The 16,455-nt window shown below is 46.9% G+C and carries 17 protein-coding genes and 1 riboswitch; of the genes, 8 read left to right on the top strand and 9 right to left on the bottom strand.

The genetic code is table 11. From position 1 onward, the window contains the following. Window position 1: 1 nt before the first annotated feature. The 3 genes from EEX84_RS16495 to EEX84_RS05690 all read right to left on the bottom strand — a co-directional run bounded on the left by EEX84_RS16495 (window position 2) and on the right by EEX84_RS05690 (window position 1,818). The gene (locus EEX84_RS16495) at window positions 2-163 is read right to left on the bottom strand and encodes a hypothetical protein (protein WP_158599070.1); all 162 of its coding nucleotides are present in this window, start codon (window positions 161-163) and stop codon (window positions 2-4) included. Then, window positions 141-833: a response regulator transcription factor gene (locus tag EEX84_RS05685; protein WP_123164638.1), complete on the bottom strand. Its 693-nt coding sequence runs from the start codon at window positions 831-833 to the stop codon at window positions 141-143. The genes EEX84_RS16495 and EEX84_RS05685 overlap by 23 nt, the downstream gene beginning before the upstream one ends. Window positions 834-921: 88 nt before the next feature. Then, complete coding sequence (locus EEX84_RS05690; RefSeq protein WP_123164639.1) at window positions 922-1,818, bottom strand: DMT family transporter; 897 nt, start codon at window positions 1,816-1,818, stop codon at window positions 922-924. Between the two features lie 110 nt (window positions 1,819-1,928). On the opposite strand from EEX84_RS05690, the gene EEX84_RS05695 reads away from it, so the two are divergent. Then, on the top strand, window positions 1,929-2,159 hold the full coding sequence (locus EEX84_RS05695; RefSeq protein WP_123164640.1) for a helix-turn-helix domain-containing protein: 231 nt from the start codon (window positions 1,929-1,931) through the stop codon (window positions 2,157-2,159). Between the two features lie 120 nt (window positions 2,160-2,279). Here EEX84_RS05695 and metX read toward each other — a convergent pair whose 3' ends face one another. Both metX and EEX84_RS05705 read right to left on the bottom strand, forming a co-directional pair. Next, window positions 2,280-3,293, bottom strand: coding sequence for a homoserine O-acetyltransferase MetX (gene metX / locus EEX84_RS05700; protein WP_123164641.1), 1,014 nt, complete (start codon window positions 3,291-3,293; stop codon window positions 2,280-2,282). 12 nt (window positions 3,294-3,305) lie between these two features. Next, entirely contained in the window at window positions 3,306-4,598 is a 1,293-nt protein-coding gene (locus EEX84_RS05705; RefSeq protein ID WP_123164642.1) for an O-acetylhomoserine aminocarboxypropyltransferase/cysteine synthase family protein, read from the bottom strand. A gap of 104 nt (window positions 4,599-4,702) precedes the next feature. Beyond that, a riboswitch (SAM riboswitch) is annotated at window positions 4,703-4,817 on the bottom strand. Between the two features lie 136 nt (window positions 4,818-4,953). Between EEX84_RS05705 and EEX84_RS05710 the strand changes: the two genes are divergently transcribed. Continuing rightward, the gene (locus tag EEX84_RS05710) at window positions 4,954-5,592 is read left to right on the top strand and encodes a glycerol-3-phosphate acyltransferase (RefSeq protein WP_123164643.1); all 639 of its coding nucleotides are present in this window, start codon (window positions 4,954-4,956) and stop codon (window positions 5,590-5,592) included. A gap of 94 nt (window positions 5,593-5,686) precedes the next feature. Beyond that, the gene (gene pepT / locus EEX84_RS05715; RefSeq protein WP_123164644.1) at window positions 5,687-6,910 is read left to right on the top strand and encodes a peptidase T; all 1,224 of its coding nucleotides are present in this window, start codon (window positions 5,687-5,689) and stop codon (window positions 6,908-6,910) included. A 25-nt stretch (window positions 6,911-6,935) separates the two neighbouring features. Here the strand turns inward: pepT and EEX84_RS05720 are convergent, their stop codons facing one another. Beyond that, entirely contained in the window at window positions 6,936-7,955 is a 1,020-nt protein-coding gene (locus tag EEX84_RS05720) for an STAS domain-containing protein (RefSeq protein ID WP_123164645.1), read from the bottom strand. Between the two features lie 211 nt (window positions 7,956-8,166). Between EEX84_RS05720 and EEX84_RS05725 the strand changes: the two genes are divergently transcribed. The 3 genes from EEX84_RS05725 to EEX84_RS05735 all read left to right on the top strand — a co-directional run bounded on the left by EEX84_RS05725 (window position 8,167) and on the right by EEX84_RS05735 (window position 10,305). After that, window positions 8,167-8,403 carry a hypothetical protein gene (locus EEX84_RS05725; protein WP_123164646.1) on the top strand — a complete coding sequence of 79 codons (237 nt, stop codon included), beginning with the start codon at window positions 8,167-8,169 and terminating at the stop codon, window positions 8,401-8,403. Window positions 8,404-8,502: 99 nt separating this feature from the next. After that, a complete protein-coding gene (locus tag EEX84_RS05730; RefSeq protein WP_123164647.1) occupies window positions 8,503-9,411 on the top strand; it encodes an EamA family transporter in 909 nt (302 codons plus the stop codon). A gap of 471 nt (window positions 9,412-9,882) precedes the next feature. Beyond that, entirely contained in the window at window positions 9,883-10,305 is a 423-nt protein-coding gene (locus tag EEX84_RS05735; protein WP_123164648.1) for a pyridoxamine 5'-phosphate oxidase family protein, read from the top strand. A gap of 31 nt (window positions 10,306-10,336) precedes the next feature. On the opposite strand, the gene EEX84_RS05740 is transcribed toward EEX84_RS05735, so the two are convergent. Beyond that, window positions 10,337-10,771 (bottom strand): RrF2 family transcriptional regulator, encoded by a 435-nt coding sequence (locus tag EEX84_RS05740; RefSeq protein WP_123164649.1) that lies wholly within the window; start codon window positions 10,769-10,771, stop codon window positions 10,337-10,339. 95 nt (window positions 10,772-10,866) lie between these two features. On the opposite strand from EEX84_RS05740, the gene hmpA (EEX84_RS05745) reads away from it, so the two are divergent. Together hmpA (EEX84_RS05745) and hmpA (EEX84_RS05750) are read left to right on the top strand one after the other, a co-directional pair. Beyond that, window positions 10,867-12,048, top strand: a complete 1,182-nt coding sequence (gene hmpA / locus EEX84_RS05745) for an NO-inducible flavohemoprotein (protein WP_123164650.1) — start codon at window positions 10,867-10,869, stop codon at window positions 12,046-12,048. A gap of 158 nt (window positions 12,049-12,206) precedes the next feature. Further along, a complete protein-coding gene (hmpA, locus tag EEX84_RS05750; RefSeq protein WP_123164651.1) occupies window positions 12,207-13,388 on the top strand; it encodes an NO-inducible flavohemoprotein in 1,182 nt (393 codons plus the stop codon). A 53-nt stretch (window positions 13,389-13,441) separates the two neighbouring features. Here hmpA (EEX84_RS05750) and EEX84_RS05755 read toward each other — a convergent pair whose 3' ends face one another. Beyond that, window positions 13,442-15,403, bottom strand: coding sequence for an iron ABC transporter permease (locus tag EEX84_RS05755; protein ID WP_123164652.1), 1,962 nt, complete (start codon window positions 15,401-15,403; stop codon window positions 13,442-13,444). After that, the gene (locus tag EEX84_RS05760) at window positions 15,400-16,377 is read right to left on the bottom strand and encodes an ABC transporter substrate-binding protein (protein WP_123164653.1); all 978 of its coding nucleotides are present in this window, start codon (window positions 16,375-16,377) and stop codon (window positions 15,400-15,402) included. Before EEX84_RS05760 ends, EEX84_RS05755 begins: the two co-directional genes overlap by 4 nt. Window positions 16,378-16,455: the final 78 nt, after the last annotated feature.

Genomic DNA, 16,455 nt, shown 5'->3' on the forward strand with positions numbered 1-16,455 from the left:
CCTACACTTCTCCCTTTGTTAATGACCGCAATGACGACAGCAAATCGGCCGCCGGTGAATTCATCACCCATTCCAGTACAAATGAAAAACAGTACAGCAAACTGAACAATGCAATGACGAGGGCAATCACCGACCAAACATCATTTTTCGATTTTATATCCAATTCCCCAAACCACCTTCACATAGCGCGGATTTTTCGGGTCCGCTTCAATTTTTTCTCTTATTTTCCGAATGTGGACCGCGACAATATTTTCTGCATTATAGGCAGGCTCATTCCATACCCGCTCGTAAATATCATTGATTGAAAAGACACGTCCCGCATGTACCATCAGCAATTCTGTAATTTTGAATTCGATGGGGGTCAATTTGACTGTTTCTCCGTGAAGCGTCACTTCCTTCGCTTCCCGATCAAGCGAAAGTCCGTCCACTTCGATCTGTTGGGCTTTTTCCTGGTATGTGCCAAGCTTCACGTAACGTCTCAATTGGGATTTGACGCGTGCAATCAGCTCCATCGGATGGAATGGCTTTGTGACATAATCATCGGCTCCTACCGAAAGGCCATGGATCTTGTCGGAATCTTCCGCTTTTGCACTTAACATGATAATGGGGATATTGCGTGCTTCCCGAATTTTAAATGTCGCAGAGATCCCGTCCATTTTCGGCATCATAACATCGAGAATCATGACGTGTACTTCATGGACAGCAAGCAATTCGAGCGCTTCCTCACCATTTGATGCTTTCAACACCCGGTATCCTTCATTTTTCAGGTAAATTTCAATGCCGTCACGAATGTCCTGATCGTCATCTGTCACAAGCACTGTAAATGGCGTCATTCTCTCCACCTCACTCTTCTATGTACTTTATTGTATGGAATAAATCTTAAGCCGGACTCAGGAAAACTATGAAGAATTTCTTAAGAAGTCAGTGACTTTCTGTACCCGACCGGAGATTTTTGGATTCAGGCTCTGCTTTTCCTATTGTCAGCACAATAATCCCTCCGAGCAACAATGCCACTCCGGCCCAGGAAACACCGTTCAATACTTCCCCTACCACCAGCACACCAAGCAGCGATGCCGTTAATGGCTCAGCCAACGACAATGTCACTGCAGAAGAAGATGGGATTTGTTTTAAGCCACTGGAAAACAGAATATAGGCCACAGTAGTGGCTGCTATCCCCAAATACAGCAGCACTGCCAGATTCTGACTTGCTGTGATGAAAGTCAAATCGAAAAACAGCAGACAAGGCAATAACACGACAGCACTCAGGGAAAAAAGAACCGCTACTGCCGGAACAGCTTCCATTCTCTCCAAAACCTGTTTGCTGAGAATGGTGTAGCCCGCAAATGACACGCCGGCTCCCAAAGCCAGTGCAATGCCCAGCGAATTTACAGTTGGTGCATCTTTATTGGCAAACAACAATACACAGCCGAGAATCGCGCATGCAGTTGCTATGGTCCATATACGGCCCGGTTTTTTCCTGAAGAGGGACCACTCGATCAAACCGGTTATGACAGGGGCGCTGCCAATCGCCACTACTGTTCCGATGGCGACACCTGTCAATTGCACCGCAGAAAAGAAGAATGGTTGGAACAGCGCCATGCTCAGTGCCGAAAAAACGGCTGCCGCCCAAGGAATCGTTGAAACCGACAATTTTTTTGTCCATAACACAAAGGCAAGAAGAGAAAATCCACCGATACCCAGACGAAAAGCCCCAATCGTCAAAGGATGTGCCGTTCCGGTGATGAAAGTTTGCGCCGTCCCTGTCGTTCCCCATAAAACTGCCGCCAAAAGTACCCATATATAAGGTGAAAATCCCATTTCCTGTCCTCCTCTCTTCCGTTGCATATGTCATTACGATACCACGGACCCAATGTTTTGAGATATAACCCTTTCTCTATTATAATGAAGAAAAAGAGGAGGGAGATCATATGTATATGACAGTCCCGGAAACTGCAGCTTTCTTGTCGATGCCCGAAGAACAAGTCAACCGGTATGTGCTGGAAGGCCGTATTCGCGCAGTACATGACGGCGAACAGTATTTGATCAATTCCTCTCAATTTGAAAGTCATTTTCAACAGCTCGAACTGGCAAAACAAGAATTGGAAGAGTGGAAAGCCACACCGATTCCTGATGACGTGGATATTCAGGATGAAGATTAAGGAACAGACAAAAAACCCCTTGACCGGATGCACCGGTCAAGGGGTTTTCTTTTTGTTGTTTAATTTTATAAGATGAACTTAATAGTCTTTCGTTCAACTTAGATCACTTCCTGATTGTTCTCACCGGCTCAGTTGGGGAACCGCCAATTCTTCCAATTGGTTCTGAATATGAGGTCCCCATTTTTCAAACTCCACGAGGAAACCATCATGGCCAAAATCGGTCTCGATAATCTCCCACGAAGCATTTGGCATTTTTTGCAGCCACGGGATCATCCACTCGCTTGGATACAGCAAATCCTGAGTGAATGACAGCGAGAAAATGTTCACATCAAGGGTTTTTTCTGTTACATCATGTGTGTTCATCGCTTTCAAGAGCGTCAAATAACTATTGGGATCAAAACGGCTTGCCAATTTTTCTCCCTGATAGCTCAAATAGGATTGTATGTCAAATTGCGTGCCGTCATGGCAGCGGGCAAAGCGCTGATTAAACAAATTGCCGCTGCGGTATGTCACCATGCCTGCCATGCGTGCCACCTGCAAACCCTTTAAGTTCGCACCCTCCGGATAGTTCCCATCATTGTACTCAGCATCACTCAAAATAGCTTGTATGCCAATATGATTGAATGCCACTCCATAATCACCGTAAGCCGGTGTCACAGCCAGAGGCATGATTTTTTCAACAAAATCCGGGTACAAATGACCCCATTCGAGTGCTTTCATGCCGCCAAGAGAGCCGCCGATGACCGCCGATAAATGATCGATGCCCATCTGTTTCAATGCTGCACGTTCAGCTCGGACCATATCGCGTATCGTCAGTTCAGGAAACGACGCCCTGTATGGGTCCCCAGTCTCCGGATCGATCGATAACGGACCTGTAGATCCATTGCAGCCTCCCAGTACGTTGAAGGTGATCACTTGAAAAACATTCGTATCCACGGCTTTCCCCGGTCCGATCAATCCGTGCCACCAACCCGGATTTTCGTCTGTCCCGACTGCGAACTGATCTCCTGTCAAGGCATGGCAGACGAGAATTACAGGGCCGTCTTTTTTGCCGTTTTTTTCATAGGCAAGTTCTACATCGCGCAAGATTTTGTTGGATTCCAGGGTTAATGCCCCGATGGATACGACTGCCATAACAATTTCCTCCTAAACGTTTTCTAGTACTGCCGCTTTGATTGCTTGTTCAAGATCTGCAATTAAATCTTCAGGATTTTCCAATCCGACGGACAAGCGGATTAACTCTTCTTTCACTCCTGACAATTCAAGCTCTTCTTTCTTCAGTTGCTGATGCGTTGTTGAGGCAGGGTGGATGATCAAGGACTTTGCATCTCCAACATTCGCCACATGCGACCATAGAGACACGCCATCGATCACTTTCCGGCCCGCTTCGCGGCCGCCTTTAATACCGAAGTTGACAATAGAGCCATAGCCGCCGTTCTTCAAGTATTTATGTGCCAGCTGATGAGATGGATGATCTTCGAATCCAATAAAGTTGACCCATTCAACTTGTGGATGCTGCTGTAAAAACTCAGCGATAACCTGCGCGTTGCTGTTGTGTTTCGGGATTCTGAGGTGCAGTGTTTCCAGCCCCTGCAATAAGGCATGCGCACTGTCTGCGCTTAATGTCGGACCAAAGTCACGAAGCAGCTGTACACGCAATTTTGTGGCAAATGCTGCATCCGGTGCATCGATTCCATAACGGATTCCATGATAGGTTTCGTCCGGCTGTGTGTAGTTTGGAAAGCGCGGGTTGTCCCAATTGAATTTTCCGGCATCAACTGCGACGCCACCGATTGTCGTACCGTGTCCGCCGATCCACTTTGTAGCCGAGTGAACGACGACATCCGCCCCAAACTCAATCGGATTGCTGCCGTATGGTGAAGCAAATGTATTATCGATCAGCAATGGAAGTCCATTTTCATGTGCGATTTCTGCGACTCTTTCTACATCGAATACGTTGAGACTTGGATTGCCGATAATTTCGCCAAAAATAGCTTTTGTCTTGTCTGTGATGGCCGCTTTGAAGTTTTCAGGGTTTGTTGCATCAACGAATTTTGTTGTGATTCCGTATCTTGGCAATGTATTGGCGAATAAATTATACGTTCCACCGTACAAATTGCTGTCAGCTATAATTTCATCACCGGCTTCTGCTATATTCATAATTGAAAAAGCGATGGCAGCCATACCGGAAGCTAATGCAACTGCAGCAGTCCCGCCTTCAAGCAATGCTACCCGCTGTTCAAATACATCTACCGTCGGGTTCATGATGCGTGAATAGATATTGCCCGTATCTTTTAATCCAAACAGGTCCTGAGCATGCTGTGTGTCTTTAAAAACGTAAGAAGTTGTTTTATGGATAGCAACTCCTCTGGAGCCTGTCACTGGATCCGGCTCTTGTCCCCCGTGCAGTAAAAGTGTTTCTGGTTTGAAGTTCGTCATTGTGTATTCCTCCTATTATTTTATGAATGATGGATTACAGGCCGAGGAGGACACAAAAAGACCCTCTTCGCTAAGAAGAGGGCCGTTATTTACGGGTTTACCTCCTCTCATCTGCCAGACCTTTGTTCAGATCTGTAGGATTTAGCACCTTTCCAAGCAAATTGCTTGTTGGTTGCCGGGCATCGTAGGGCCTATTCCCTCCGCCACTCGTGATAAGAGTATTCAGATTTAGTTTTCCATCTTGTTCTGTAGTATAAAGAACATTCCAATACTTTGTCAACCCATTTTTATAAAATTTTGAAACCTCCGTGCCGTTTAAACGTTTAATAAAATATAGAGAAGCGGAGGGATAAAGATGTTTTTCTGGCTGGTAATTGCTTTCACGGCAGGTTATGGAATCGGCTGTCTCCATGGTTCTGTGGTGGCCCAGTGGTTCTCGGGCGTAAATATTAAAAAAGAAGGCGTTAAAAACTCTGGAGCTTCCAACGCAGCCATCGTGCTCGGGTGGAAATATGGCGCCTTGGTGGCCTTTCTGGATATTTCCAAAGGATTTGTTGCTGTGGCTGGGCTGCGGCTGTTACTGGATCCAACTTTATCCAGCGACATGTTTTGGACTCTCTTATTTGCCGTAGGCGCAGGCGTCGTGTTCGGACATAACTTTCCATTTTACATGAATTTCAACGGCGGCAAAGGAACTGCATCGGTTATAGGGGTTATGCTGGCACTCGACTGGAAGCTCGGCTTGGCCGGAGGGCTTTTGCTCATTGGAATCGCACTTGCCACAGACTTTCTGGTCGCTGGGGTTCTCGCTCTTTACACCTTATTCCTTGTCATTGCCTGGTGGCCTGCGGAAGGATTCTGGCCGGTGTTAACGGCTTTTTCTTTGTTTGCCATGGCCATCTGGAAACATTCAGAAAATCTTTCACGCATCAGAAACGGGACGGAGAACAAAGTATCTTCTGTGCTAAGGAAAAAAGCGGCTGGTTCTCCATGAGGAATCAGCCGCTTTTTCCTGCGCTTACTGTATTCCCAAAATCCCTCTTCATGCTAAAATGAAATCAGTACATAGTTAGGAGTGAATTCATCAAATGATTGAAACATTAATCGAACGCCTTGTGCGTTATGCAAAAATCGACACGCAATCCGACTTTACCAGCACAGAAACGCCTTCTACAGCCAAGCAGTGGGATTTGTTGCGCGAATTGGAACGAGAAATGAATGCCATCGGCCTGGAAGAAGTCGAAGTTGATGAGTATGGCTATCTATTTGGCACATTGCCAGCCACTACTGATAAATCATTACCGGTTATCGGCTTTTTGGCACATGTCGATACCGCAACTGATTTTACCGGCACGAACGTCAATCCCCAGCGCATCGACGAATACGATGGCAAGGACATTCAATTGAACGACCGCGTCATCATGTCGACCACAGATTTTCCTGATTTGAAAAACTATGTCGGCCATACATTGATCACGACAGACGGCACGACGCTACTGGGCGCCGACAACAAAGCCGGTATCGCCGAAATTATGACGGCGATGGAATACCTGAACCAGCATCCTGAGATTGAACACGGCAAAATCCGTGTGGCTTTTACACCGGATGAAGAAATCGGACGCGGGCCGCATAAATTCGATGTAGCAAGATTCGGCGCAGATTATGCCTATACGATGGATGGCGGACCGATTGGGGAATTGCAGTATGAAAACTTTAATGCCGCTGCTGCGACATTGACCGTTCAAGGGAAAAGTGTGCATCCGGGATCGGCTAAAGACAAAATGGTCAATGCCCAAACTGTGGCGATCCGTTTCCAGCAGGAAATGCCGCAACAGGAAGTTCCGGAACTCACTGACGGTTACGAGGGCTTCATCCATCTGAACAATTTCAACGGCAATGTGGAACAGGCCACCCTGTCCTATATCATCCGTTATTTTGACAAAGAAGAATTTGAAGCAAAAAAAGACCACATGAAAAATGTCGCTTCTGAGTTGCAGCAACGATTTGGAACAGAAACCGTTACACTCGAAATCGAAGATCAGTATTACAATATGCGAGAAAAAATCGAACCCGTCATGGAAATTATCGATGCAGCTGATAAAGCCATGAACACGCTTGGCATCAAACCGAATATTGTGCCTGTCCGCGGCGGAACAGACGGCTCTCAATTATCATACAAAGGAATGCCCACGCCGAATATCTTTACCGGTGGTGAGAATTACCACGGGAAATACGAATTCATTTCCGCAGAGAATATGGAAAAAGCGACTCAAGTTATTGTAGAGATTGCTAAAACTGTCCCACAAAAATAAGCGCCCCTCGAGGCGCTTTTTTTGTTCAGATAATGCTGCGTCCATTTTGGGCAAGTGCATAATGGATGCCATGCTGCAGGGTTTGGAAGCAATTGAATTTTGACAGATTGAGGCCGGTTTCAGTTATCACCATACTCATCTGAGGCGAAATGCCGACCAATATGGTATCTGTGCCAATCAGTGAAGCAGCTGCCCCTAATTTACCGATTAAACTGGCTGTATGCCGTGTGAAATTATTATTGAGTCCTGTCAGATCCAACACCAAATATTTCGCTTTATATGTTGGCAAATTCTGCAGGGTTTTCAACGTCAATTCTTCCGCTCGATTTTCATCGTATGTCCCCAGTAACGGGACGACGACTATCCCTTCCAGTACAGGAATAAGCGGAGATGAGATTTCTGAGATCAACTCACTAAGCTCAGCCGTTTTTTCATCCACCAATTGTTCCAGTTGGCTGATTTTTTCAGCCTCTTTTGCCCGGGCTAAACGGTGAATGTTTTCTTCGATGCTTTCATCGGAAGGAAAATAACGGATAACACTTTCCTCATGCCCTTCAATTTGATGATGATCAACTTCATACCAGATTTGACGGCCAAAGAGGTTCGTGAAAATCCCGGCGTAATGGGCTGGAAGAAAACGCCCACCCCGCTTCTTGTTTTGGGCTACATTGATTTTGTGCTCCCAGCTGTCCCGTAAATGCACTTCAAGAGTTCCTTCTTCCTCGTTCAATCCATGGATTTCCGCTATTCCCCAGCCTGCAGAGGCGTATGTATTCGTAATCAGAATTGCCGCCTTTTCCACATCGACTTGTTCCATCCCGGTAAAGTATTCCCCTACCACCAGTCCCTGTCGGAAACCCGTCGATTCGAGCACCACTTCAGCGGCTTCTTTTCCAGCAATCTCTTCTATTGAATCAAAAAACATTTTCATGGCAGAAGCTGTCCAAAAAAGAACAGCATCCTGTCCTTCAAAAGAGAACTTTCCTTTCTCCAGATCCCATTCGAAATGTAAGCCTCCCACGGTCAATGAAGGTCTTTTATCCATTGGCAGTCCCTCCTAATTGTGCCATTCCATTTTATCATATGATGCCACTTGAAACGATATGCCAGCTTCACCGTGCTCTCATTCCGTTCCTTCTGCCTCATAAAGTTGCTCCCTCACTTTTATCTTACAGGAATGTTAAAACTGCTTCATGTTTTAAACTTCGCAAAGAAAGGAATATAAAACTAAGAACAAAGAGAAAGAGGTGTTTTGGATGTCTGACAAAAAAGATCATTTCACTGAAGAAGACCGTGAGCCGAGAGATGGCCCTCCAATGGATAACCCGGAACAATACAAGACAGACAAGAAAACCATCAACGAAATGTACGAAGAGGAACTGACCGTTGATGCTGTTCCTTCGGAAGAGTTGAAACAGGACATGGAAGATGAAAAACATAGACGCTCAACAAAAGATAATTCGTCCAGCGAAGAAAAATACCCTGGCTCTTAACGACAACTTCTTTCCAATTGAAGATTTTTAAACTCCCCCACATTTCCTTGTGCGGGGAGTTTTTGTGATATGATTTTCATTGGAATAGGAGAGAGAAAGATGAAAAATTTAGTGTACCCTTTAATGGTAGTGGCAGCTGCCAGTTGTTTTGGCATACTTTCCACCATTATAAAAGTGGCGATAAGCAATGGGTTTACTGCAGCAGAAGCTGTAACCAGCCAATACTTTGTCGGCTTTGCACTGGCTGCTCTTTTACTTTTCACAACAAAACGGAGAATACCGCGACTGCGCGGATGGAAAGTATTAGCTCTATCTGGAACTTTTACCGCAGCCACCGGCATCGTCTACGGCCAATCACTGGAGTACCTGCCTGCTTCGGTTGCCGTCGTGTTATTATTTCAATTCACATGGATCGGCATGTTCATTGACTGTATCGTCCACCGCAGATGGCTGAAGCGGACAGAAACGGTTTCGCTGCTGCTGTTATTTGCCGGAACACTTCTCGCAGCTGGTGTGATCGGTACTGACTTAAGCGGAATTGCCTGGCAGGGATGGGCGTGGGGAATCGCCGCAGCTTTCTTTTTCTCTGCTTTCATGTTCGTTAACGGCATTCAGGTCAAAGGGATGGACACGACCAGCAGATTGTTTTTTGTATCGTTGACTTCAGCTGTCATCATCGCTTTCTTTCAGTCTCCGGAAATTATCTGGAATGGCCGTTTGTTTGCGGACGGGTTGTGGCTCTATGGACTGCTTTTGGGGCTTTTCGGAATTGTTATCCCCATTTATTTATTTGCCATCGCTGTACCTCATGTCGGCTCCGGACTTGCCTCTATTTTAAGTGCAATGGAACTCCCTGTTGCCATCATGGCGTCGGTTCTGATTTTAAATGAGGTGTTATCGCTGCTGCAGTTAGTCGGCATCGCGATCATTCTGCTGGGAATGGTTTTGCCAAGCGCTTTCAACAAAGGTTCTGCAACTTCAGAAGCATTCGAAAGGCCTGCTCTTTGAGCAGGCCTTTCGGCTGTTGAGAAACTCAGTAGTCTTCTTTCATTCCGTTCCAGCCGTACGCTTTCCGCGGGCACGGCCTCAGCCGCTTCCTTCGCTTTGCTCAGTCCAGGGTCTTCGGCTCGTGCTGGGCCCGCAGGAGTCGGCGGCTTCCACTCCATTCAGTTTATTCATACTAACTGTGTTAACTGGTACAGGGAATATTGAACTGACAAGAAATTTCTCATTTATGAAATATAGCTACGATATGGAGCAAAACAGCGGAGACTCCAGCGGGATAGCGAAGTGCTGAAATCCACTCGGGCGCCGAGCCCGAGTTAGTTCAGCGCAAGCCCGCAGGAAAGCGCAGCTGGTTTGCGGAATATCGGGTTGCTGAACATCTTCTCAACAAGTTAAAGGCCTGCCCTTTGAGCAGGCCTTTCATGTTTAATCCATTTCCAAAAAGGAATATAGGAACTAAAAGGAGTGATGAAAGTGAACCAGGAAGAAGCTAGAAAAACGGCGATGAAAATATTGGATGAGAGCCATGTGGGCGTGTTGTCGACGATAAAAGACAATAAACCCCATTCCCGTTACATGACTTTCTTTAATGAAGACTTCACTTTGTACACTGCAACAAGCAAACAGACACAAAAAGTAGATGAATTGCAACAAAACCCGAATGCCCACATTCTGCTGGGTTACGAAGGGGAAGGTTTCGGGGATGCTTTTCTGGAAATTGAAGGGAAAATAGCTGAGCATGACGATCGCAGCATTTTGGAAAACTTGTGGAATGACCATTTAAAAGGTTGGTTTAAAGGGCCGGATGACCCTGATTTGCTGATACTGACCATCAAACCGACACGGGCCCGTCTGATGAATAAAAAAGGCGAATCTCCGGTGTCATTAGATTTATAAAAAAAAAACGGCTCGAGGATTCGAGCCATTTTTATGTCTGCAGAATTTCCCGCAGGCCTTCTCTGTTGAACAGGAGATCTTCCAGCGTATATTCATCGAGAACGGATAAATAAGCGTGTAATGCCTTGCCGAGCACTCCTCGAAGCCCACACACCGGAGCGATGGGGCAACGGTTGTGTTCTCTGTCAAAGCATTCAACCAAATGAAAGTCGTCTTCCATTTTCCGGACGACCGTTCCGATGTTGATATTTTCCGGAATGTCGGCGAGTCGCATGCCGCCTCCCCGTCCGCGCACGGTATCGATAAATCCCGCTTTTCCAAGTTCAAACGTGACTTTCATCAAGTGGTTTTTTGATATATTGTAAGCGTCTGAAATCTCCTGAATGGTCGTGAGTTTTCCTTGTTCTTTTGAACCCAGGTAAATCAATACACGCAACGAGAAATCAGTATACATGGTTAATCTCATTATTTTCACCTTCCCTGCAGTTCTATTATAGCGAGTCAGGGATTTCCCTGAAAGCAATTGAACCTGAATACTAGATTGGTGAGGAGTGAAAGGATATGTTATCAGAAGATACCAAGACAATCGTCAAATCGACAGTTCCTGTACTTGAAGAACATGGTGTGGATATCACGACTGTCTTTTACAGAAGAATGTTCGAAGCGCATCCTGAACTGCTGAATATTTTCAACCACGCCAACCAGGCTCAGGGCAGACAGCAAACAGCATTGGCTAAAGCGGTATATGCTGCAGCTGTTCATATCGATAATCTGGAAGAAATTCTGCCGGCTGTTGTGCAAATTGCCCATAAACACGTCAGCTTGGGAATAAAACCGGAACATTATCCGATTGTCGGTGAATACTTGCTGAAAGCGATGAAAGAAGTTCTTGGAGACGCCGCAACAGACGAAATCATCGAAGCATGGGGTGAAGCTTACGGGGTGATTGCCGATGCCTTTATCAGCGTCGAAAAAGATATGTATGAACAGGCGGCAAGCCAGGAAAATGGATGGAATTACTTTAAGGATTTCGTGGTGGCCCGAAAAGTGAAAGAAAGCGACGTCATCACTTCATTCTACCTGCGTCCTGCTGACGGCTCGAACGTGCCCCCTTATACAGCCGGACAATATATATCTGTACGGCTGTCGATGCCTGATAATGAATACCTGGTCATTCGCCAATACAGTTTGTCCCAAGCATCTAAACCTGATGAATTCCGCATTTCCGTCAAACGGGAAAGCGATAATGATCCGAATGGCGTGGTGTCCAACTATCTGCACAAACATGTAAATGAAGGAGATACCATCGAAGTCAGTCCCCCTGCTGGAATTTTTGTATTGGACGTCGAAAAAACAACACCTATCGCGTTTATCAGCGGCGGTGTCGGCATTACGCCGATGATGAGTATGTTTGAAACGGTAGCAACTTCAACGCCGGAACGTCCAACTGTCTTCCTGCACGGTGCACGCAACCGTTTGCAGCACGCGTTTGACGACGACATCAAGGCATACTCCGAAAAAATGGAAAACGCCAAGTATAAAACAGTTTATTCTGATGAAGAAAATGGCTTCATCACCCGTGAAATGCTGGAACAATACGTAGATACATCCGGAGACGCCTACGTGTGCGGACCTACCGTCTTCATGGAAATCATGATCCGGGAACTCAGGAATATCGGAATGCCAGAGGAACGGATTCATTATGAGTTCTTCGGCCCAGCCATGGATTTGAATACGAACTAACGTCACTTTAAAAGACCCGGAGCCTCCGGGTCTTTTTTGTTGTGGCAATTTTGTGACATCAAAATGTGTCTAAAATTTTAAAGATGTATTTAAAATATATCTTTAATTTCAAAACAGGTTTATAGTCAAACTATAGAAAACAAAAGGAGAGATTGACTATGTTATCAGAACAAACAAGAACAATCATTAAATCCACAGTACCTGTATTGGAAGAGCACGGAACGGCCATCACTACCGTGTTTTACAAAAATATGTTTGAAGCGCATCCTGAACTTTTAAATATCTTTAATCATGCAAACCAAAAACAAGGTCGCCAGCAGGCAGCACTCGCCAATACCGTTTATGCAGCGGCGGTCCATATCGACAATCTGGAAGCCATCCTTCCTGCCGTTGTGCAGATTGCCAATAAACACGTAAGTCTTGGTGTAAAACCTGAGCATTACCCGATTGTCGGAGAATATCTGTTGAAAGCGATCAAAGAAGTGCTGGGTGATGCTGCAACTGACGACATCATCAACGCTTGGGCTGAAGCTTACGGCGTAATCGCCGATGCCTTTATCGGTGTCGAGAAAGACATGTATGAAAAAGCTGAAAACCAGCAAAACGGCTGGTCTTTCTTCAAAGATTTCACAGTGGCACGCAAAGTGAAAGAAAGTGAAAACATCACTTCATTCTATTTGAAACCTTCTGATGGCTCAGATGTGCCAACTTACCAGCCTGGCCAATATATTTCTGTCCGTGTCTCCATCCCGGGAGATAAGTATTTATCAAACCGTCAATACAGCTTATCTCAAGCTTCACGTCCAGATGAGTTCCGCATTTCAGTGAAACGCGAAGACGACAATGACCCGGCTGGACAAGTTTCAGTATTCCTGCATAACCAAGTCAACGTAGGCGATACCATCGAAGTCAGCGCTCCAGCAGGCGAATTTGTTCTCGATGCCAACCACACGACTCCTGTCGCATTTATCAGTGGCGGTGTCGGCATCACACCGATGATGAGTATGTTTGAAACGGTCGCGACAGTAACTCCTGAGCGTCCAACAGCTTTCCTGCATGCTGCACGCAACGAGAGCCTGCACGCTTTTGACAAAGACATTCAGAAATATGTGGCAACCATGGACAATGCCAATTACAAAACGCTTTATTCTGAACAGCCACAAGGCTTTATCACACGTGAAGTTCTGGAAGAAATGGTCGACGTTACCGGAGAGGTATATGTATGCGGTCCTGTTCCATTCATGGAAGCCATGATTACTGAACTGCGCGCACTCGGCTTGACAGAAGAACAAATTCACTTTGAATTTTTCGGACCGGCCGTCGCATTGCAAACAGTTTAATAGAAGCAGCAAAAAGGACCCGCCGGAATTACCGGCAGGTCCTTTTTTCGTCTTTATTTCATTTTCCGCAATAAATACAGCAAATACGGCGTCCCGATCAACGCGACGACAAGTCCGCTTGGGATGTCTTTGGGTGCAATCAGTATCCGCCCGATAAAGTCGGCGGTGACGAGCAGCAATCCGCCGATCAAACCGGAAGACAGCATCAATGGCAAATGGCGGAAGCCGACGAGGCGGCGTGCGATATGCGGTGCCACCAAGCCGATAAAGCCGATTGTACCGACAATCGACACTGCGGCCGTTGAAATGGCTACCCCGATGATCAACGCCCATACGCGCGTTGAACGGATATTCAAGCCAAGTCCGGCTGCCACATCATCACCAAACGTGAGTGTATCAAGGCTGCGTGTAATATACACCGCCGGAAAAATGAACAACAACAGCAACAGTAAAGCAAACTGGACGTCGTCCCATCCTTTGGCGTACGTGCTTCCCGACAGCCAGACGAGTGCACTGGATACAGCCAGTTGGGCTTTGACGACAAATACCTGTGTAGCGGCTGAACCAAAAGCAGAGATGGCGATTCCCATCAATGCCACCAGCATCGGCTGAAAGTTATTTTTCCATGCCGTCAGCAAAATGATTCCCAGGGCAAGTGCTGCACCGAATGTTGCACCGAGCGGCAAAAAAGCCGCCGGAATAGCCGGGAACATGACGAGCAGCAGCATTGCCCCCGCTCCTCCCATTGAAGTGACACCCAGCACACTGGCGTCTGCCAACGGATTTCGCAGGACGCCCTGTAAAATCACTCCAGTGATCGCCAGCATGATCCCAACGATAAACGCTGTCAAAACGCGCGGTACCCGGAAGTCCCATACCACCGGTTCAAGCCAGTTAAAATTCCAGGCCATGCCGTTATAGCTGAGCGCCAGCAGAATAATGGCTGCAATCATGACCGCCAGAACCGGCACTATCACGGCCAAACGGATCGGTTTGGTTGTGCCTCCCATTTGGCGGTCCCCGCGTTTCAATGACTTCGCTGTTTTCCATGCCAGATACAAAAGCCATGGCCCACCAATAAGCGCCGTCATTGCGCCGACTGGAACTTCCTGACCAGGCTGAATCGTCCGGCCAAGCACATCGGCTCCCACCAGCATCACACCGCCCCACAGAAACGAATGGATAAAAATTTGAAGATGGCCGCGTATGCCCATCATGCGGACGATGTGGGGAGCCATCAATCCGATAAAACCGATTGGACCTACCACGCTTACTGTAGCCGCTGCCAAAACGATGGCCGCTCCCCAGGATGCCAGTTTGACGAAACGTACATTCTGTCCAAGAGATGAGGCGATATCTTCACCAAGTGATAATATGTCCATAGCTTTTGCAAGAAGCAATGCTCCCGCAAACATCAGCGCAATTACCGGAGCGGCAAATTGAACGCCTTCCCAGTTCAATTGAACCAATGTACCGGAACCCCATAGGAAAAGGCCGTTTGTTTGATTTTCAAACAACAGCTGCAATGCACCGGTCAACGACGCGAACAAAAGGGAAATAATCATCCCTGTCAAAGCGACGCGGACAGGATCCATCGTTTTTCCTGCAAGACCGACGACCAGCACAGAAGACAAAACCGCTCCGAGCAAAGCCGTTATGAAAGGGTAGGTTCCCAAAAATCCCGGAAAGAAAATCATCGACAGCACGACAAAGAAAAAAGCCCCTGCATTAATCCCCAGTGTCCCCGGAGATGCCAGTGGATTATTGGTCAACGTTTGCAATACAGCTCCAGAGACAGCCAGCGCTCCGCCGGCCAATATGCCGATTACGAGCCGCGGCAACCGCATGGACGTCACAATGTCCTGAATCCGTCCTTCCGCCCACACTCCACTGAGCAGTTCCGCTATCGTGTAGTCTGCCTGGCCTTGTGTCAAGTGAATGGCAGACAGCAGAAAAAGCAGGAAAAAGCCCCCTGTCAAAGAGACAAAGGACTTGGTTTTCATTTTCCCGATCATTCGTTGCCCACCATCACGTCGGTAATCTGGTTCATCAGCGTTTCTGCCGACAACGGACCACCGTACAGCCATGTATCCGGACCTAAATCATATGTGCGCCCTTCCTCAACAAAGGTCAGGTTTTCCCAGACAGCATTGCCGCTCAGTTGGTTTTCGTAGATGTTATCTTCATCCGGCACTGTGTATAAGTAATTGGCATTTTCGTATTTCGTCAGGCCCTCCACATTGAATGTGCTGGATCCGAAAATTTCGAATTGATCCGGCTGATGCACATTGTTCAGCCCAATGCGTTCCATGATGATCGACGCCATGGAATTCGGTGTAAAGACGCGAATTTCAGGAGCTTGGGGTCCTGTATAGGCAAGTGTCAGGATGGAATCCCGTGTCTTTAAATCGGCTGCTTCGATTTCGGCTGCGCTTTTTTCGTATTCTTCTTCAAGATCAGCCAGCACTTGCTCTGCTTCTGGTGTCTTGTCCACCGCTTTCGCGATTTCCAGGAACGTTGTCTCCATTTCCTGGTACAGATCGATGCTTTCATCCTCCGGGTAAGGGTTAAAGATGACAGTTGGTGCGATTCTTTCCAATTCTTCCAACATCGCCGTATGGCGGAAATCGACACCGATGATCAAATCCGGTTCAAGACCGGCGATTGCCTCCAGGTTCGGTTCCTGCCGGCCGCCCACATCGACAACCGAATCATCCAGCTGCGGTTCAATATTTACGTAATTGCCGTACTCTACAATATCGGCCATCCCCGCAGGCTGAACGCCCACCGCCAGCAAGTCTTCCGCATAGGTCCACTCGAGTGCCACAACTTTTTCTGCCGGTGCATCCAATGTCACTTCACCGTTCGTTCCTTCTATTGTTACAGAGTTTTCTTCCGTTGTTTCAGTCGCTGGTTCTTCTTCAGCTGTGGAGCAGGCTGTCAGCACCAGCAACAGGACTGTCAGTACTGCTAATAAATGCATTTTCATGATAAGGAACCTCCAGATTCATTTGATAACGATTCTCAATACGTTCATTTTATGGCTTACTGTCACAAATGTAAAGGT

Source organism: Planococcus salinus (assembly GCF_003719725.1).
Lineage (GTDB): Bacteria > Bacillota > Bacilli > Bacillales_A > Planococcaceae > Planococcus > Planococcus salinus.